At 70.6% G+C, this 16,798-nt stretch carries 18 protein-coding genes; 3 read left to right on the top strand and 15 right to left on the bottom strand.

Annotated elements, in window-relative coordinates:
* From FVE89_RS07190 to FVE89_RS07205, 4 genes are all read right to left on the bottom strand, one after another.
* A complete protein-coding gene (locus tag FVE89_RS07190) occupies positions 1–1,239 on the bottom strand; it encodes a peptide ABC transporter permease (protein ID WP_160533347.1) in 1,239 nt (412 codons plus the stop codon).
* A gap of 94 nt (positions 1,240–1,333) precedes the next feature.
* The gene (locus tag FVE89_RS07195; protein WP_160533348.1) at positions 1,334–1,858 is read right to left on the bottom strand and encodes a DUF2937 family protein; all 525 of its coding nucleotides are present in this window, start codon (positions 1,856–1,858) and stop codon (positions 1,334–1,336) included.
* 68 nt (positions 1,859–1,926) lie between these two features.
* Complete coding sequence (locus FVE89_RS07200) at positions 1,927–2,940, bottom strand: WD40 repeat domain-containing protein (protein ID WP_160533349.1); 1,014 nt, start codon at positions 2,938–2,940, stop codon at positions 1,927–1,929.
* A complete protein-coding gene (locus FVE89_RS07205) occupies positions 2,937–3,611 on the bottom strand; it encodes a YoaK family protein (RefSeq protein ID WP_160533350.1) in 675 nt (224 codons plus the stop codon). The genes FVE89_RS07200 and FVE89_RS07205 overlap by 4 nt, the downstream gene beginning before the upstream one ends.
* Before the next feature lie 207 nt (positions 3,612–3,818).
* Between FVE89_RS07205 and FVE89_RS07210 the strand changes: the two genes are divergently transcribed.
* Together FVE89_RS07210 and FVE89_RS07215 are read left to right on the top strand one after the other, a co-directional pair.
* The gene (locus FVE89_RS07210) at positions 3,819–4,247 is read left to right on the top strand and encodes a response regulator (protein WP_160533351.1); all 429 of its coding nucleotides are present in this window, start codon (positions 3,819–3,821) and stop codon (positions 4,245–4,247) included.
* A gap of 24 nt (positions 4,248–4,271) precedes the next feature.
* Complete coding sequence (locus FVE89_RS07215) at positions 4,272–4,628, top strand: photosystem reaction center subunit H (RefSeq protein WP_160533352.1); 357 nt, start codon at positions 4,272–4,274, stop codon at positions 4,626–4,628.
* 7 nt (positions 4,629–4,635) lie between these two features.
* Here FVE89_RS07215 and FVE89_RS07220 read toward each other — a convergent pair whose 3' ends face one another.
* From FVE89_RS07220 to proB, 11 genes are all read right to left on the bottom strand, one after another.
* Positions 4,636–4,866, bottom strand: coding sequence for a hypothetical protein (locus tag FVE89_RS07220; RefSeq protein ID WP_160533353.1), 231 nt, complete (start codon positions 4,864–4,866; stop codon positions 4,636–4,638).
* Between the two features lie 412 nt (positions 4,867–5,278).
* Positions 5,279–5,908 carry a DUF2939 domain-containing protein gene (locus FVE89_RS07225; protein WP_160533354.1) on the bottom strand — a complete coding sequence of 210 codons (630 nt, stop codon included), beginning with the start codon at positions 5,906–5,908 and terminating at the stop codon, positions 5,279–5,281.
* Positions 5,909–5,931: 23 nt separating this feature from the next.
* Positions 5,932–6,483 carry an RNA pyrophosphohydrolase gene (locus FVE89_RS07230; protein ID WP_160533355.1) on the bottom strand — a complete coding sequence of 184 codons (552 nt, stop codon included), beginning with the start codon at positions 6,481–6,483 and terminating at the stop codon, positions 5,932–5,934.
* A gap of 95 nt (positions 6,484–6,578) precedes the next feature.
* Positions 6,579–7,814: a divergent polysaccharide deacetylase family protein gene (locus FVE89_RS07235; protein ID WP_160533356.1), complete on the bottom strand. Its 1,236-nt coding sequence runs from the start codon at positions 7,812–7,814 to the stop codon at positions 6,579–6,581.
* A 172-nt stretch (positions 7,815–7,986) separates the two neighbouring features.
* Positions 7,987–9,324: a S41 family peptidase gene (locus FVE89_RS07240; protein ID WP_160533357.1), complete on the bottom strand. Its 1,338-nt coding sequence runs from the start codon at positions 9,322–9,324 to the stop codon at positions 7,987–7,989.
* Positions 9,324–10,649 carry a peptidoglycan DD-metalloendopeptidase family protein gene (locus FVE89_RS07245; RefSeq protein ID WP_160533358.1) on the bottom strand — a complete coding sequence of 442 codons (1,326 nt, stop codon included), beginning with the start codon at positions 10,647–10,649 and terminating at the stop codon, positions 9,324–9,326. The genes FVE89_RS07240 and FVE89_RS07245 overlap by 1 nt, the downstream gene beginning before the upstream one ends.
* Positions 10,650–10,874: 225 nt before the next feature.
* Entirely contained in the window at positions 10,875–11,369 is a 495-nt protein-coding gene (rlmH, locus tag FVE89_RS07250) for a 23S rRNA (pseudouridine(1915)-N(3))-methyltransferase RlmH (RefSeq protein WP_160533359.1), read from the bottom strand.
* Positions 11,370–11,376: 7 nt separating this feature from the next.
* Entirely contained in the window at positions 11,377–11,763 is a 387-nt protein-coding gene (rsfS, locus tag FVE89_RS07255) for a ribosome silencing factor (protein WP_342390058.1), read from the bottom strand.
* Between the two features lie 58 nt (positions 11,764–11,821).
* Positions 11,822–12,496, bottom strand: coding sequence for a nicotinate-nucleotide adenylyltransferase (locus tag FVE89_RS07260; protein WP_160533361.1), 675 nt, complete (start codon positions 12,494–12,496; stop codon positions 11,822–11,824).
* A 19-nt stretch (positions 12,497–12,515) separates the two neighbouring features.
* Positions 12,516–13,814 (bottom strand): glutamate-5-semialdehyde dehydrogenase, encoded by a 1,299-nt coding sequence (locus FVE89_RS07265; protein ID WP_160533362.1) that lies wholly within the window; start codon positions 13,812–13,814, stop codon positions 12,516–12,518.
* Positions 13,815–13,973: 159 nt separating this feature from the next.
* Complete coding sequence (gene proB, locus FVE89_RS07270; protein WP_160533363.1) at positions 13,974–15,089, bottom strand: glutamate 5-kinase; 1,116 nt, start codon at positions 15,087–15,089, stop codon at positions 13,974–13,976.
* 278 nt (positions 15,090–15,367) lie between these two features.
* Between proB and FVE89_RS07275 the strand changes: the two genes are divergently transcribed.
* Entirely contained in the window at positions 15,368–16,558 is a 1,191-nt protein-coding gene (locus tag FVE89_RS07275) for a cupin domain-containing protein (protein WP_160533364.1), read from the top strand.
* Positions 16,559–16,798 lie beyond the last annotated feature (240 nt).

Raw genomic sequence — 16,798 nt, forward strand, 5'->3', positions numbered from 1 at the left:
TCAGCCGCCGCCGGCGATCACGCGGTGCAGCTTGGCGACCTTCGGGCGGCTGGTGCGGAACTGGCCCCGCTCCACCGACACGAACACCACGGCCGCGATGGCGAGCGTCGTCAGCCACCAGATGGATGTCAGCCCGACGCTGAGGCACGCCACCGTGAAGGCCGCCGCGAAGCAGCCCATGGCGCCGGGCACCAGGGCCGGCCCGTCGCGCCCCGCCCGGCGGATCGAGGCGTAGAGCGCGAAGGCGGCGGCGAGCGCTCCGACGATCCCGAGCTCGTACCAGAACTCGAACAAAGCGGTCGTCGGCGCGTTCAACGGGAGGAGACCGACCAGACGGCCGCGCAGCGCGGTCTCGAAGCCGTGGCCGGTGATCAGGCGCACAGGGTCCGTGATCACCACCTTCTGCCAGCTCTTGAGCGACAGCACTGCCGGCGCGAGCGGTCCCAGCACGGCGGCGCCCACGGGTCGCGCCAGGAACGGCAGCAGCGGCGCCACGGCGAGCAGGATGGCCGAGAGGATCGCGGTCAGTTGCACGCCGAGCTTCTGCCGGTAGCTCGTCACCGCGAATGCGACGGCCCCGACCGCCAGGGCCGCGATCTGCGTCGCGTCCGGCTGGACGGTGAGCGCGAGGGCGACGAGGAGCGCCAGCGCGAGCGCCTCGCGGTCGCGGCGTCTGGACCGAAGCCAGGCGAGCGCCGGCCAGACGAGCAGGATCAGCAGCACGAGGCCGCGATCCAGGGCGCCGTCATCCTCGGCACCGGCGGGGCCCATATGGGCGCCGAACAGGCCGAGCACGATCGCCACGATCGCGCCGGCTACGATCCCGAGCGGCAGCAGGTAGAGATTGGCCGATCGCATCCGGTCGGGCAGGGCGAGGTAGCCCAGCAGGGCGAGCCCGATCGTGGCCGCGAGGTTCGCGAGGCGCTCAAGGGCCGGACCGAGGAACGGCGTCCAGGTGAGCGACAGGGCGGACCAGAACACCACGAGCATGCCGGCCAGAAAGGCCGGCGCGGTCAACAGCCTGCGGGCGGCCGGGCGCACCGGCCGCTGCCGCCGGTCGATGACGCTCGCGATGATCAGCAGGATCACGGCGATCGGCGCGAGGATCACCGAGGCGCGCCGCGCCACCTGCGCCAGGACGGGCAGCACCACGAACAGCCCGAAAAAGCCGAGGCGCCGCAGCAGCGCGGCGGCGTCGAGCGCCGGATCGGCCAGGGTCGAGTTCGATGCGCGCGGCATCCTACGCCTTCTACCGGACCGGGACGGCCGGTTCTCTGTTCGATACGCAAGGCTCGCGCAAGCCGCTGTAGACGCAGCGCCACACCTCGCGCCCTCACGCCACCGTAGCGGTCTCGCGCGGGCGCCGCCGCAGGGTCCGCCGGCCGAGATCCGAGACGACCCGCCAGCCGCCCCAGGCGGCGAAGAACCCGATCAGGCCGGCGGCCAGACCGTCGGCACTGGTCGGGATCGCCGGGCTGAAGTCCCGATACGCCGCTTCGGCGACCGGTATGTCGGGGTCGCGCAGCATCGCGACGACGCGGCCGAGCGGGCTCGTCGCCGAGGCCAGGGCCTGCTGCTGCGCGCTGAGGCGCGCGAGCCGGGCGATATCGGCCTGTGCGGCGGCGCCGCGCCGGGCCACGAGTTGATCGGGATTGCTGCGCAGCCGGTCGACGGCGCCGTCCCGGGTCGTGCCCGAGGCCTGCGCGTCGGATTCGAGCACCGCCACCTGACGGCGCAGCTCGTCGGCCGCACCGCCGAGGCGCTGGGCATATTGCTGCGCGAATTCGGGCGCCTGCGCGGCGATCGCCCCGCCGAGGAGTCCGAGGGCGAGCCCGAGGGTGCGGAACACGCGGAACACGTCAGGCCTCCGGGATGAGGATTCGGCCCTCGACAAGAGCACGCCGCCGGGGCGGGTTCCAGCCGCCCTTATGCGGGGAGCGTCAGCAGGCCCGCCTGCCCGTCGCGGCACCCGAACAGCAGCCGCCCGCCACGCCCGTCCCAGGCGAGCGCCGTGATCCCGCTGCCCGGAACCGACGGCCGCACCAGAAGCTCTGCGGCGTCGGTGAACCGCACCAGCAGGATGCAGCCGTCCTCGTAGCCGATCGCCAGCACCGGTGCCTTGGGATGGAACGCGACCCGGGACACCCGGGCGGGGCGGACACCGCATTCCCGCGGGGGCTTGCCGGTTGGCCCTTCCTTCGAATCGAACGGCCAGACGATCGCCGCCTCGGCGCCGCTGGTCGCGAGCCAGTGCCCGTCCGACGACCACGCCATCGAGCGGACCTTGCCGGGATAGCCCATCATCCGCATGTGGCCGCGGTCCGGCTGAAGCCGCCATCCGTGCAGGGCGTTCTCCTGCATCGTCGTCACGACGAAGCGGCCGTCCGGCGACCACGTCACGTCGATATGCGAACCCTTCCACTCGATCACCTCGGCGGGTGTTTCCAGATTGGGGTACCAGAGGCTGACGCCGTTGTAGTGGGCGACGCCGAGGCGATAGCCCTTCGGCGCGAAGACGAGCCCGCGCGCCGTCGACGGCGCCTGGAAGGTGCGCTCGCGGCCCTTGGCGTCCCGCGCCACGACGGTGCGGCCCGCCGACCACGCCAGGGCGCCGTCCGGATGGAGCGCCAGGGCGTCGATCCAGGTCCCGCCTTTGGCGGAGCCGCGCTCCTCCATCGTACCGTCGGCGCGGATCTCGACGACGCGGCCGTCATCGCCGCCGGTGAGCAGGCGCTCGCCGTAGCCGGCCGCCACCAGGATCCCGGCCTCGGGATGGGCTGCGAGGCGCGTCAGGCTCCCGTCCTGCGCCAGCGCGACCGTGCCGTCGCTGAGCGCCAGGGCCGGCACGTCCTTCAGGAAATGCGCCGCGATCACGTGGGCGCCGGGATCGAGCGCCGCGACGTGCTGGGTGAGGGAGGGGTTGCTCAGGGTGCTGCTCATGGGGCGGGGACCTTCGCGGCAGGCGAGCCCGCGCGCAAGACCAGGATCGCCGACAGCAGCGCCAGTCCGCCGGAGAGCGCCGCCGGCGCGACCAGGGCGTAGAGGGCGAAGAGCCCGTAGGCATGGGCGCCGAGATACGCGCCCAACAGCAGGGACAGCCAGACCAGCCCGTCGCCGACCCAGCCGAACGGATCGCCGGTCCGGGTCAGGGCCTGGGCGATCTTCTGGCCGAGGCTGAACAGGGCGCCGGTGACGAAGGTGGTCCCGGCTCGGAATCCCTTCACCTGTGCGAGCACTGCGTTCTGCGAGCCCATCGCCACGGCGACGAAGAAGGCGGCCAGCCCGAGTTCCGGCGATTCGAGCCCGAGCCCGAGGCCGCCGAGGATCAGGAGTGATTCGTAGGCGAGCACGGCCGGCGTGGTCCAGGGAGGCGGCACGAGGATCGCGAGCCCGCTGCCGAGCACCGAGCCCGTGAGGAATGCGAAGAGGAGGATCGCCGGAAGGATCATCCGGTGCGGTTCGGCCTCCGCGCCGAAGACCGCGAGCTGCGTGGTGTTGCCGCTCATGAACGAGGTGTAGAGGCCGCCGAGCCGGACGAAGCCGAGGGCGTCCACGTATCCGGCGAGCCCCGTCAGGAGGAGACCGAGCCCGAGCTGGTAGGTCCGGCTCATGATCCCGCCTCCCGGTTCAGTTCCGGTAACGCTCTGTTAACCAATCGGGCGCCCTCGTTTAGCGGCTCTGAAGGGCAGTTAACGCGCCACTCACCAAACCCGTGCAATTCGATCGAAACAGGGTGAACGCCGTGTCGAGAGGGGCCGTTGCCCCTGCGATCCGACCGGGGGACAGCAGGCCCCTGCCGGGTGAGTGGGAGTAGCGTCATGGTTCCGTTCGCCGCAGCTTTTGTCTGTCCGTCCGTACCTGTGCCGGACTCGGCCGCCGCCACGATTCTGGTCGTCGAGGATGAGCCAACCGTGTGCGAGCTGGCCGCCGAAACGCTGCTCGATGCCGGCTATCGCGTCCTCACCGCCGCGGATGCGTGGCAGGCCGAGGCGATCCTGGCCCGGGAGAGCGTCGACATGCTCTTCACCGATATCGATCTGGCCCGCAACACGAACGGGCTCGCCCTCGCGCGCCGCGCCCGCGACCTCTGCCCGGACCTGCCGGTGGTCTACACCTCCGGGGGCCACGCCGGTCTTCCGGCCCGCGACGCCGTCCCCGGCTCCGTCTTCGTGCCGAAACCCTATCGCCCGAGCCAGCTCGTGGTGCTCACCCGCGACGTGCTCAACGCCGCGCTCCTTCACGCCTGACCCGGATCTTCGAGGTTTTCCGCCATGTGGCGCTTCCTTCCCGCACTCGGTCTCGTCCTGGCGATCTCGGCAGGGCCGGCCGGAGCCGCTTGCGACGTGAAGGGGGCGCAGATCGAGGAGGCGATCGCGGCCAAGGGCGAGCTGAAATCGGAAGCCAACGCCCAGCTCGTGCGCGACCTGCGCACGCTGCGCGATGCCGCGATCGTGCTGGAAACGTACAAGTTTCCCGGCGAGTGCGAGGTGCTGCTCGGGGTCGCCAAGTCGCTCCTCGCCGACCCCGCCAAGACGATCGAGCAGGGGGGCGACACCGACGAGGACAAGGCCGAGGGCCTGAGCGAGGCGCGTGAGCCGAAGGATGCCGGCGCTCCGAAGGCGAAGTGACGGCGCCCTAATCGGTCGGCCGCGCCTCCGGCTTCCAGTCGCGCGCGCCGTGAATCACATGCAGGATCGCCACCGCCTCGCCCTCAGCGTCCGGCAGGATCTCGTAAGTCAGGATGTCGGGCAGGCCCGGCGTCACCGTCTCGAAGGTGCCGGTGACGCGGCCAGCGCGACCCGTCGCCAGCTCGCCGAGGCCGGCAGCCGTACCGTCAGCGTCGAGCTTTGCGCCATCGTGAATCATCCGCGTTCGGTTGTGTACATGGTAACACCGACGCGGCTTCGCCGTCACACAGAGGGCGCGGATTCCCTGTTCCGTGCGGCCAGGGGCCTGTCGCGTTCCGGCACCGGCCGCGTGCCCCGAACCTGTTTGGCCGGCAGCCTTTTCGGTGAGCAGTCGGAGGTCGCGTGGCGCAGTAGGCACCGCGGCGCTCGATCCTGCACCGCCCCCGGTTCTTCCCGCTGGTGGTTTACGATCGTTACGATCTCGGTCGAAGGCGGCTCCGCGCATCGCCGTTCCGAAGGCAGCATGTGAACAGCGTGGTTCGGCGGCAGGTCCCTCACGCCAAGCGCGTCGATGCGCGGCCGTAGTATTGCGGCGCGATCCGACCGGGCACGGCTCCGAACCATCCCGCGGCGGCCGGAATCCCGGCCCCTCAGCGCTCCTCGCCGGCGCTCGCCCCGATCTTCGCCCGGGCGAGGGCCTTCCCGAGCTTGGCGGCGATCTGGTCGCGCAGCATGTCGGCCATCTCGATGTCGACGAGTCGCCACGTGAGCCCGCGCAGCCGCAACCGGATGCGCGTGCGCTGGCCGCGGGGTGCCTCGGGCGGGATCGGAACGACGACGGCGCGGAAGCCGCGTATCTCCATCGCCGTGTAGTAGGGCATCAGGCGCCCGAGGCTGGGGATCGCGAGTCCTTCCGGCCGCGTGCCGGTCGGCCGCTCGAGATCGAGCTTGTCGGGCCAGCCGTTGGCGAGCAGATCGATCACGGTCTCCGGGGTTATCATCGTCTCGGACAGGGCCAGCGCGAGTCCGTAAGCGGCGTCACCGAGGCGCTGGCGATCGCGCGGTTCGATGTCCGGATCGCTGTCCGACGCGGTGCGCATCGCCGCCGTGATCTGCCGCACCAGGGACAGGCGGAGCGTGCGGAAGTTGACGTGGCTCTCGATATAGGCGGTGTCGTGCCGACGCACGGCCTGGGCGAGATCGTAGAGCGACCAGAGCGGGCTCATGGTGAAGGCGAGCCACGCAAGGGCGAGCCCGAGCAGGACCGCGAGCCAGCGCATGCCTCAGGACCCCGGCCGCCGCGTCACCGCGCATCCGCCCAGCGTTCGAGGCCCGAGAAGGCCGCCACAACCCGCTCGTAGACCGGGCGCTTGAACGGAATGATCAGCTCCGGAAGCTCCGCGAACCGCGCCCAGCGCCACGCGTCGAACTCCGCCTTGTGGGCGCCCCCGCCCGGACGGAGCACGTCGATCAGCTCCTCCCGGCCCTCGAAGCCGAAGGCGAACCATTTCTGGGTCTGCCCACGATAGCGGCCCTTCCAGGCCTGCTTCATGACGTCGGGCGGCAGATCATAGGGGAGCCAGTCCGGGATCTCCGCGAGCTTGCGGATCGCCTCCGGGGGGACGTTGGTCTCCTCGTAGAGTTCCCGGCGGGCCGCCGCCTCGGGATCCTCGCCCGGATCGACGCCGCCCTGCGGCATCTGCCACAGATGCGGGCCGGCAACGTGCTCGGGTCCCGCATCCTTGGTCCGGCGCCCGACGAAAACGCCGCCCGATCGTGCGATCAGCGCGATACCCACGCAGGGGCGATAGGGCAGGTCGCCCGGATCCAGATCCGTCGTCATCGGCCCGACCATAGGTCAGCGGCGCCGGCCGCGGCAACGCCACCGGGCGCTCGCAGAGGCCGGCCGGAACCGAAATCCATCATGGCGGGAGCGGAGCGCATCTGCACTCAATCGGCCGTGGAAACGCGCTTGTCGCGGGCGCCGCGCAACGCCACGCTGGCCGGGACCAGGCGCAACCCGCGGGCATCGAGGTCCCGCGCCCAGCGGGCGATTCGATCGACGGTCAACACGCTGCCGCTGGCCGAGACGAGGGCGAAGCCGTTGGCCCGCGCCCGCGCTTCGGCCTGCGCGAGGGCTGCATCGATCGCGTCGGCCCGCGGCGTCGCGTCGAGGACGAGCTCGGCGCGGGCGGTCGGAGTCCGGGTCTTGTTGAGCGGGGCGGGCGCCGGCTTGGGACCCGTGCCGTCGTCGAGGAAGCCGAGGCCCCGTGCGCCGATCTCGCGCAGGATCGGCTCGAAGGCGGTATCCGCCATCAGCTTCGATCCCATGAAGTTCACGATACCGACATAACCCGGAAAACGGGCCAGCGCCCAGGCGAGGCGATCGGCGTTCTCCGGGCCCTTCAAGGCGGTGAGCAGGCTCTGCGGGCCGGGATCGCTGTCCGGATAGTCGAACGGCTCCATGGGAAGCTGGAGGAAGACCTCGTGCCCGGCGTCGCGCGCCCGGGCGGCGGCGCGCTCGGCCTCGCTGCCATAGGGCAGGAAGGCGAGGCTCACGGCAGCCGGCAGCCGGGCCGTCGCACCGGCGGTGGCGGCCTGTCCGACCCCGAGGCCGGTCACCACGATGGCGATGCGCGGCCCCGTGCCGGGCTCCTCCGCGCGGGCGTACACATCGAGCGCCCGCACCCGGCCCTCGCCGAGCTTCGGCATGAGGCCGTGCCGGCCGGTCTCGCTGATGCGCGGATCCGGAGCGGCCGCCAGACGCGGCGCGCTCGGGGGCGGGACGCGGATCACCACGGCGTCGCTCGGGCCGGAGCCCAGCGGACGCACCACCGTGACGCCCGAGGCGGTCTCGAGTTCTTCGGCGCTGCGCTGGAGCTGTTCCTGCGCGGGCGCCGCAGCGGCGACCTGCGGTTCCGCGGCGGCGACCGGGGCGACGGGCCGCGCCGGGGTTTCGCGGATCACGATCGTGGCTTCGGCATGGGGCTCGCCGCCCTGGGGATCGCCGAGCGCGAGGACGAGGCCGAGCGAAACCGCGAGGGCCGCCGCGATCGCGCCCGTCGCGACCTTCGGACGGCGCAACACCGCGACGACCCGGCCGAACCGCCCGGCGGGCTGGTCCGGTGCCCCGGCCTCCGGCACCCCGAGGGGGCGCGTGAGGATATCGTCGGCGGGTTCGGTCAAGCGGTGCTCGATGCGGAATCGCGATTCCTGCCGCGCCGGGACGGTGCGGATCCTGGCCGCCATTGCGGACCGGTGTGGTTAACGATCCGCTAAGGATCGCTTCCGGATACGAAAAACCCGCCCGGAATAAAATCCGGACGGGTTCGCAATACGGCGTTTCAGGCTCCGGATATCAGTTCGGCATCGGCTTCTGCTGCTGCGCGGTCGGCGTGCCGTTGGCGGCGCCCTTCTGGATGCCGTGCAGGAAGTCGACGGCTGCGATCAGCTGCTTGTCCTTGGCCGGATCCGGCGGGACATAGGCGGAGGAGCCGCCGCGCTCGTCGGTGTCCTTCTGCTTCAGGTGTCCCTTCAGCCCGGCCTCGCCCTTGGTCTCGTCCTTGCCCTTCAGCTCGTCCGGCACGTCCTGCGTCACCTCGACGTCGGGCTCGATGCCCTTCGCCTGGATCGAGCGGCCCGACGGCGTGTAGTAGCGCGCCGTGGTGAGCCGCAGGGCGCCGGAGCCGCCGAGCGGGATGATCGACTGCACCGAGCCCTTGCCGAAGGAGCGCGTGCCCAGGATGGTCGCGCGCTTGTGATCCTGCAGGGCGCCGGCCACGATCTCGGAGGCCGAGGCCGAGCCGCCGTTCACCAGCACCACGACGGGCTTGCCCTTGGTCAGGTCGCCGGCCTTGGCCGAGAAGCGCTGCGTCTCGTCGGGGTTGCGGCCGCGGGTCGAGACGATCTCGCCGCGGTCGAGGAAGGCGTCGGAGACCATCACGGCCTGATCGAGCAGGCCGCCCGGGTTGTTGCGCAGGTCGATGATGTAGCCCTTGATCTTGTCGGCCCCGATATCGCCCGACAGCTTGTCGATCGCGGCGCGCATGCCGTCGAAGGTCTGCTCGTTGAACTGCGTCAGGCGGATATAGGCGACGTCGCCGCCCTCGACCTTGGAGCGCACCGGCTTGATCTTGATCACGTCGCGGGTGAGCGTGACGTCGATCGGGTCCTTCGATTCCTTGCGGGAGATCTTCAGCTTCACGCTCGAATTCACCGGGCCGCGCATCTTGTCGACCGCCTGGTTCAGGGTGAGACCCTGGACCTGATCGTCGTCGATCTGCGTGATGATGTCGTTGGCGAGGAGCCCCGCCTTGGCGGCCGGCGTGTCGTCGATCGGCGTGACGACCTTGATCAGGCCGTCCTCCATGGTGACCTCGATGCCGAGGCCGCCGAACTCGCCCCGGGTCGTGGTCTGCATGTCGCGGAACGCCTTGGCGTCCATGTAGCTCGAATGCGGATCGAGCGAGGAGAGCATGCCGTTGACGGCCGCCTCGATCATCTTCGACTCGTCGGGCTTCTCGACGTAGTCGGTCCGGACCTTCTCGAAGACGTCGCCGAACAGGCTGAGCTGGCGATAGGTCTCGGCCGAGGCGGCGACGGCGCGCGGGCCCGACAGGAAGTCGGTCTGAGTCGCCACCATGGAGGTGCCGGCGCCCAGGAAGGCGCCCAGCATGATCAGGGAAGTCTTGCGCATCAGCCGCGAACCTTCTCGCCAAGTACCGTATTGTTCGGGCTCTTCGCCCACCACGGCTCCGGATCGATGGAGCCGCCGTCCTTCTTGAACTCGACGTACAGGGTGGGATCGCCCTCGGACCCGTTGGGACCCGCGCCCTTCTCGCCCATGCTGCCGACCGGCTCGCCCGCGAGCACGAACTGGCCGACCTCGACGCTGATCTGTTCCATTCCCGCGAGCAGGAGATAGTAGCCGTCGCCCGCGTTGATGATCAAGAGTTGGCCGTAGGACCGGAACGGGCCCGCGAACTGCACCCAACCGTCGGCCGGGGAGGAGACCGAGGCCTTCGGACGGGTCGAAAACGACACGCCGCGGGTGGTTCCGCCATTGCCGTCGGGCTGGTTGAAGCCCCGGGCCAGCCTTCCGCTCACCGGCCGCGGCACTTCGCCCCGCGCCTCGGCGAAATGCACCTTCGGTGCCAGCCGGGCCGGATCGCGGAACCCGGCCGCGGCAAATCGCTCCTGCGTCGCCTTCGCCTCGCGCTCGGCCGCCGCCCTGGCCTCCTCGGCCGAGCGCTTGGCGGCGGCTTCCGCCGCCTCGGTCCGGTCCATCAAATCCTTGAGAGTCTTGGCCTGGGCGCCGAGTTCGGCCGCGCGGCGGCGCTCCGCGCTGAGACCGCTCTCGACCTCGGCCTGACGGGCGCGCCGCGCCGCCACCAGAGCTTCGAGCCGCTGCTTCTCCCGCGCCCAGCCGGCGAGGTCGTTGGTCAGGCCTTCCTTGTCCTGGGCGATCAGGCCGCGCAGGCGGATCATCTCCGCGAGATCGGCGGCCAGCGTATCCACCTCGCCGCGGAGTTCCGGAACCACCGCGCCGAGCAGCATCGAGGTCCGGATCGCCGCGAGCATGTCCTCGGGGCTCACCAGAACCGCCGGCGGCGGGCGCCGGCCCATCCGCTGGAGCGCCGCCAGGATCTCGGCGACGACGCTCCTACGAGCCTGGAGCGAGCGCCGGATGGCGGACTCGCTCTCGCTCATGGCCTTCAGGCGCTCCTCCAGGCGGCTCAGCCGCTCCTCGGTCGCCTGCGCCTGCCGGCCCGCATCGAGGAGGGCGGAGTCCAGCTTGGATCGGTCGGATCCGATCGCGGCGATCTCGGCCTCGAACTGCGCGCGCTGGTTGGTGCTGGCGGCGAGCGCGTCCTGCACGCGCTTGAGGTTCTCGGCGCGCCGGTCGCGCTCGTCGCTGGCCTTCTGAGCCGCCTCCGTATCGGCGGGGGCGGGGGACTCGGCGCGCACGGGCGCAGCGAGGCAGGTGGCCGCCAGAAGAAGGGCGGGCAAGGCTCGGCGCATGCTCCTCCCAGCAATCCCCCTCATCCTGAGGTGCCGGAGCGTAGCGGAGGCCTCGAAGGAGACCTCCAGATGTCGCCGCGATCCCTGGAGCCCTCCTTCGAGGCCCGCTGTCGCGGGCACCTCAGGATGAGGCGATTGGATGGGATTGTCGGTACGCAGCCGCCGGACGGCTTTCGTCCGCCGTGCCACGTGTCTCCCAAAGAAAGCGATCCGCGCCACGGCCGGTCAGCCCGCCTCGCCCCGGTGATAGGGGTGGCCGGCCAGGATGGTCAGGCTGCGGTAGATCTGTTCGAGGGCGAGCACGCGCACGAGTCCATGGGGCAAGGTCGCCGCCCCGAAGGACAGGATCAGCTCCGCCTTCGTCCGAATTGAGGCGTCGAGACCGTCCGGCCCGCCGATCGCCACCATGAGCGCCGGACGCGACGCGTCGCGCCAGCCGGCAATGCGCTCCGCCAGGGCCTCGCTCGGGATGTCGGCGCGTCCGCGCTCGTCATAGGCGACGAGGACGCCGCCGGGCGGGAGGAGGGCGCTCAGAGCCGCGGCCTCCTCGGCGCAGCGATCGACGGCGCGGCGCGCGCGGGATTCCGGGATCTCGACGCCGTCGCAGGCGGGGAAACCGAGCCCACGGCCCAGTTGGGCGGCGCGCTCGCGATATCGTGACGCCAGCTCGCGTTCGGGGCCGGCCTTCAGCCGCCCGACGGCCGCCAGCAGGAGGCGCAAGCGCGGCCTAGCCGACCGCGAGGCCGACCGGCCGGTCCGCGCCCCACATCTTCTCGAGATTGTAGAAGCCGCGCACCTCGGGCCGGAAGATGTGCAGCAGCACGTCCCCCGCATCGATCAGCACCCAGTCGCAGGCCGGCATCCCCTCGACCCGGGCATTGCCGAAGCCGCGGTTCTTCATCTCCTGGATGAACTTGTCGGCGATCGAGCCGACATGCCGCTGCGACCGGCCCGACGTGATGATCATCGTGTCGGCCAGCGACGTCTTCCCGGCCAGATCGATGGCGATCGTCTCCTCGGCCTTCATCTCGTCGAGGCATTCGAGGGCGAGGGCCTTGAGGTCGTCCGAGCGCGCCTGACCGGGTTCACCCGGGGCAGGGGCGGGGGTGCGGATCGTCTCCGTGCGGGTGGTTTCGGGCAGCGTCCTAGTTCCTCGTGGTGCCGCAAGGTCGTCACGCCTCACGGGATCCCGTGAAATTGGCGGCTTCGGACGACGATTGCAACCGCGACGGCGCCCCGTCGCGGTCGCGTCCTCGCATACCGTTACGGATCTCTGTCGAGGACAGGCTGGAGCGGGGCCCGTGCAGGAAGGTCCAGGCGGGCGGGCGGCGCAGGGCGAGCGTCGCGGCGGCGGCCTCGGGGACGCGCGCCTGCGCGAGCCGCCGCGCGGCCCGGGCGCTCAGCGGCGTCATGGTCCAGCCGGGCCGGTCGATCACCGCGATCGGCACGAGCCGCGCGATCTCCGAAAAGCCCTTCCAGCGATGGAAGGTGCCGAGCGAATCGGCGCCCATGATCCAGACGAAGTGGATCCCGGGGCAGCGCCGCCTGAGAAAGCGCAGCGTCTGCACGGTGAAGCGCACGCCGAGCGCCGCCTCGACGCCGGTCACCGCGATGCGCGGGTGCCGGGCGATCCGCTGCGCCTGGGCGCAACGCTCCGCCACCGTCGGGAGCGCGGTGCGGCTCTTGAGCGGATTGCCCGGGCTCACCAGCCACCAGATGCGGTCCAGCCCCAGCCGGCGCATCGCCATCAGGGTCACGTGGCGGTGACCGAGATGGGCGGGGTTGAAGGATCCGCCGTAGAGGCCGATCCGCATGCCGGGGGCGCTCGGCGGCAGGTTCAGCCGCACGCCGGACCTTGCGCCGCCGTCACGGACGGATCTGGCCGCTGCCGTGGACGCGATATTTGAAGGTCGTCAGTTGCTCGACGCCCACCGGACCGCGGGCATGCATCCGCCCGGTGGCGATGCCGATCTCGGCGCCGAACCCGAACTCGCCGCCATCGGCGAATTGCGTCGAGGCGTTGTGGGTCACGATCGCCGAGTCGACCTCGGCCAGGAAGCGGGCCGCCTCGGCATCGTCCTGGGTGATGATCGCGTCGGTGTGGTGCGAGCCGTAGGTCTCGATATGCTCGATCGCCGCGCCGATCCCCTCGACCACCCGGGCCGCGATGACCGCATCGAGATACTCGGTGTGCCAATCCTCCTCCGAGGCTTCCGCCACCCGGGGATCGACCGCCTGCACGGTGGCGTCGCCGCGTACGGCGCAGCCCGCATCGAGCAGGGCGGTCACGAGGGGCGCGAGATGCGTGTCCGCGCAGGCGCGGTCGACCAGCAGGGTCTCGGCGGCCCCGCAGACGCTGGTGCGGCGCATCTTGCTGTTGAGCAGGACGGTGCGCGCCATGTCGAGGTCGGCCCCGGCCGCGACGTAGACGTGGTTGATCCCGTCGAGATGGGCGAAGACCGGCACGCGCGCCTCCTGCTGGACGCGGGCCACGAGGCCGCGGCCGCCCCGGGGCACGATCACGTCGACGCAGCCATCGAGGCCGGACAGCATCAGGCCCACCGCCGTCCGGTCGCGGGTCGGCACGAGCTGGATCGCGTCGGCGGGCAGGCCGGCATCGGCGAGGCCGAGGCTCATCGCCCGGGCGATCGCCATGGCGCTGCGGTGGCTGTCCGAGCCCGCCCGCAGGATCGCGGCGTTGCCGGCCTTCAGGCAGAGCGCGCCGGCATCCGCCGTGACGTTGGGACGGCTCTCGAAGATCACGCCGATCACGCCGAGCGGCACCGCGATCCGCTCGATCAGCAGGCCGTTCGGCCGCTCGATGGCGGCGAGCTGGCGCCCGACCGGATCGGCCAGCGAGCCGATCTTCTCCACCGCGTCCGCCATGGCGGCGAGGCGGACCGGATCCAGCGTGAGCCGGTCGATCAGCGCGGCGCTCTGGCCGGCGTTGCGCGCGGCCGCCACGTCGCGGGCGTTCTCAGCCAGGATCTCGTCCCGATTGGCCCGCAGGCGTGCGGCGATCGCTTTCAAGGCGACGTCCTTGGTCTGCGCCGAGGCCAGCGCCATCAGCCGGGCGGCCGCACGGGCGCGGCGGCCGATCTCCGCCATCTGCTCCGGCAGCGCATCGGCCTCGGCGAAGTCCGATCTCAGGTTCAGGACGGGCACGGTGGCGTCCTCGTTTCGCGACGGCCGCTCATCGGCGCGACGGGGAAGAAGAGCCGTCTTCGCACATCGCGCGGCGCACCGACAAGTGGGCCGCAGCACCCCGGACAGCAATACTTCACGGTGAACGGACGGATCGAATGCAGACCGATCACAACACTCCTAGAACAATGCCAAGTCATCGCGATGCACCATCCAGGCTCGGCCGGGATAGCTGAGCAGATCCGGGATGCGCGCGCTCGGATGACCGATGATCAGCGCGGCCTCGGCATTGTCGTAGGCGACGAGGCCGCGCCCGAGCGCCCGGCCCTCGGGATCGCGGATCTCCACGGCATCGCCGCGGGAGAAGCTGCCCTCGATCGCACGAACGCCCACGGGCAGCAGGCTCGCGCCGCCCCGGAGGGCCTGGACCGCCCCGCGATCGATCGTGAGCGCCCCTCTGGGTTCGAGCGACCCGGCGATCCAGGTCTTGCGCGCCGCCGTCGGCGTGGACCCGGAGAGGAACCATGTGCAGCGCGCGCCCTCCCGCACGGCCTTGAGCGGGTTCTTCCCGCGCCCGTCCGCGATCACGAGATGCGTTCCGCCCGACACCGCGATCTTGGCCGCCTCGACCTTGGTGCGCATGCCGCCCCGCGACAGCTCGGAGGCCGGGCCGCCCGCCATGGCCTCGATCTCCGGGGTGATGCGCTCGACCACAGCCAAGTGGCGCGCATCCGGGTCGCTCTGCGGCGGCGCGGTGTAGAGGCCGTCGATGTCGGAGAACAGGACCAGCACGTCCGCGTCGATCATGGTGGCGACCCGGGCGGCGAGGCGGTCGTTGTCGCCGTAGCGGATTTCGGAGGTCGCCACCGTGTCGTTCTCGTTGACGACCGGCACGGCGCGCATTTCGAGGAGCTTCAGCACGGTCGCCCGGGCGTTGAGGTAGCGGCGCCGCTCCTCCGTGTCCTGCGGCGTCACGAGGATCTGGCCGGCCACGATGCCGTGATGGCCGAGCGCCTCGGCCCAGTGCCGGGCCAGGGTGATCTGCCCGACGGAGGCCGCGCCCTGGCTTTCTTCGAGGCGCAGCGGACCGGGCGGCAGGCCCAGCACGGTCCGCCCAAGGGCGATGCTGCCGGAGGACACGACCAGCACGTCGACGCCGCGGGCGTGCAGTTCCGCGATGTCTTCGGCCAGGGCCGCGAGCCAGGCATGCCGCAGGCGACCGGCGTTGCGATCGACCAGCAGCGCCGATCCGACCTTGATGACGACGCGGCGGAAATCTTCGAGGGCAGGGATCATGATTCGGGCGAACGGGGGGCTGCCTGCGCGGTTTGGACGAACTGCGTCCGGTTGAACAGCCATTCGCGTCGCCCGACCGGCCGTGCCACAACAACCCGGCCCCGATTGGCGGCCCCTGACACGTTCGGCCGAGCGTTATCATCCCTCACGACTTCGTGAGTATGTGGTATGTGGAATATCATTATGGCAGCGCGGGAGTGCGCGTCTCGCGCTGCGAGAGGCCACGCATCCGGGCGCAACCAGCGCTTCATTCGACGATCATACAGGACAGAGACACGATGGACGCGAATCGACGCGCGTTTCTCGGGACCGCCGCTCTCGGAGCAAGCGGTCTCGTCGCTCTCACGCAGCAGGCTGCCGCGGCAGCGACCGACCATGGGGCGCCCGGTGCCGGCGGCTTCGGCCGCGACGTCCAGCAGCTGCCGCCGGGGGCGCAGGTCGCCTATCACGACCCCAAGGATGTCGGCGCGATGCCCGACTTCCACTTCTCCCTCGACGGCAACGTGCCGAAGATCACGTCCGGCGGCTGGGCCAAAGAGGCCACCGTCCACCAGTTCCCGATCAGCAAGGGCATCGCGGGCGTCCACATGTTCCTCGATCCGGGCGCGTCCCGGGAGCTGCACTGGCACGCGATCGCGGCCGAGTGGGCCTACGTGATCGACGGGCGCTGCCAGACCGTGGTGCTCGATCCGTCGGGGGCGAGCGAGATCAACAACTACGAGCCGGGCGACCTCTGGTTCTTCCCCAAGGGCCACGGCCACTCGATCCAGACGATCGGCGACAAGCCCTGCCACTTCATCCTGTCGTTCGACAACGGCGCCTTCTCGGAGCACGGCACCTTCTCGATCACCGACTGGATCGACGTGTCGCCCAAGGACATGCTGGCGCTCGATTTCGGCCTGCCGAAGGACGCCCTCGACGCCTTCCCCAAGGGCGAAGCCTACATCCAGGCCGGCCCGGTGATCCCGATCGCGCAGGCCCTCGACGCGCCCTGGCCCAAGGAATCGACCCACAAGTTCCGGCTGCTCAAGGATCCGCGGGCGGTGCGCGACTTTGACGGCGGCACGTTCCGGCTGGCGACGGTCGATGAATGGCCGGTCTCGAAGACGATGTCGGGCGGCGTGATGACGATCCGCCCCGGCCAGATGCGCAAGTTCCATTGGAACGTGAATGCCAACGAGTGGCACTTCTACCTGAAGGGGAAGGGCCAGGTGGCTCTGTTCGGCTCGGGCGGTCGCGGCAAGGTGGCGGACTTCGCGCCCGGCGACGTGGCCTACATCCCGATGGGCTTCGGCCACGCAATCAAGAATGTCGGCGACGAGGATCTGGAGATCATCCAGACCTGGGACAATGGCAAGTTCGAGGAGATCGACCTCGATGCCTGGATCAAGGCGAGCCCGAACTATCTCGTGGCGAACAACTTCGCCGGCGTGCCCAGCGATACGCTGAACAAGCTCAAGCAGGGCTGATCGGGGCTGCTTGTCTGACCGAAGAGGCGGGATGCTCGTTCGCGTATCCCGCCTCAGACCATCGGACATGTATCCGCGGTCGCATCGTCTTAGAGCGTATTATTGACTGCTAGCCCTGGATTTTTGGGCAGGGACCTATGAGGATGCGCGAACATCATGGTTTCAAAAGGTCGAGACCTTTTGCGGGTGCAGGGCGGAGCCCTGCGAACAGCCAGGGCTTCGCCCTGGCGACCCACCAAA

The organism is Methylobacterium sp. 2A, assembly GCF_009806555.1.
GTDB lineage: Bacteria > Pseudomonadota > Alphaproteobacteria > Rhizobiales > Beijerinckiaceae > Methylobacterium.

Bases quoted from the DNA above. Each gene is read 5' to 3' on its own strand.
- FVE89_RS07190 (WP_160533347.1), bottom strand. From the start codon at position 1,239: ATGCCGCGCGCATCGAACTCGACCCTGGCCGATCCGGCGCTCGACGCC.
- FVE89_RS07200 (WP_160533349.1), bottom strand. From the start codon at position 2,940: ATGAGCAGCACCCTGAGCAACCCCTCCCTCACCCAGCACGTCGCGGCG.
- FVE89_RS07205 (WP_160533350.1), bottom strand. From the start codon at position 3,611: ATGAGCCGGACCTACCAGCTCGGGCTCGGTCTCCTCCTGACGGGGCTC.
- FVE89_RS07210 (WP_160533351.1), top strand. From the start codon at position 3,819: ATGGTTCCGTTCGCCGCAGCTTTTGTCTGTCCGTCCGTACCTGTGCCG.
- FVE89_RS07215 (WP_160533352.1), top strand. From the start codon at position 4,272: ATGTGGCGCTTCCTTCCCGCACTCGGTCTCGTCCTGGCGATCTCGGCA.
- FVE89_RS07220 (WP_160533353.1), bottom strand. From the start codon at position 4,866: ATGATTCACGATGGCGCAAAGCTCGACGCTGACGGTACGGCTGCCGGC.
- FVE89_RS07225 (WP_160533354.1), bottom strand. From the start codon at position 5,908: ATGCGCTGGCTCGCGGTCCTGCTCGGGCTCGCCCTTGCGTGGCTCGCC.
- FVE89_RS07230 (WP_160533355.1), bottom strand. From the start codon at position 6,483: ATGGTCGGGCCGATGACGACGGATCTGGATCCGGGCGACCTGCCCTAT.
- FVE89_RS07240 (WP_160533357.1), bottom strand. From the start codon at position 9,324: ATGCGCAAGACTTCCCTGATCATGCTGGGCGCCTTCCTGGGCGCCGGC.
- FVE89_RS07245 (WP_160533358.1), bottom strand. From the start codon at position 10,649: ATGCGCCGAGCCTTGCCCGCCCTTCTTCTGGCGGCCACCTGCCTCGCT.
- proB (WP_160533363.1), bottom strand. From the start codon at position 15,089: ATGATCCCTGCCCTCGAAGATTTCCGCCGCGTCGTCATCAAGGTCGGA.
- FVE89_RS07275 (WP_160533364.1), top strand. From the start codon at position 15,368: ATGGACGCGAATCGACGCGCGTTTCTCGGGACCGCCGCTCTCGGAGCA.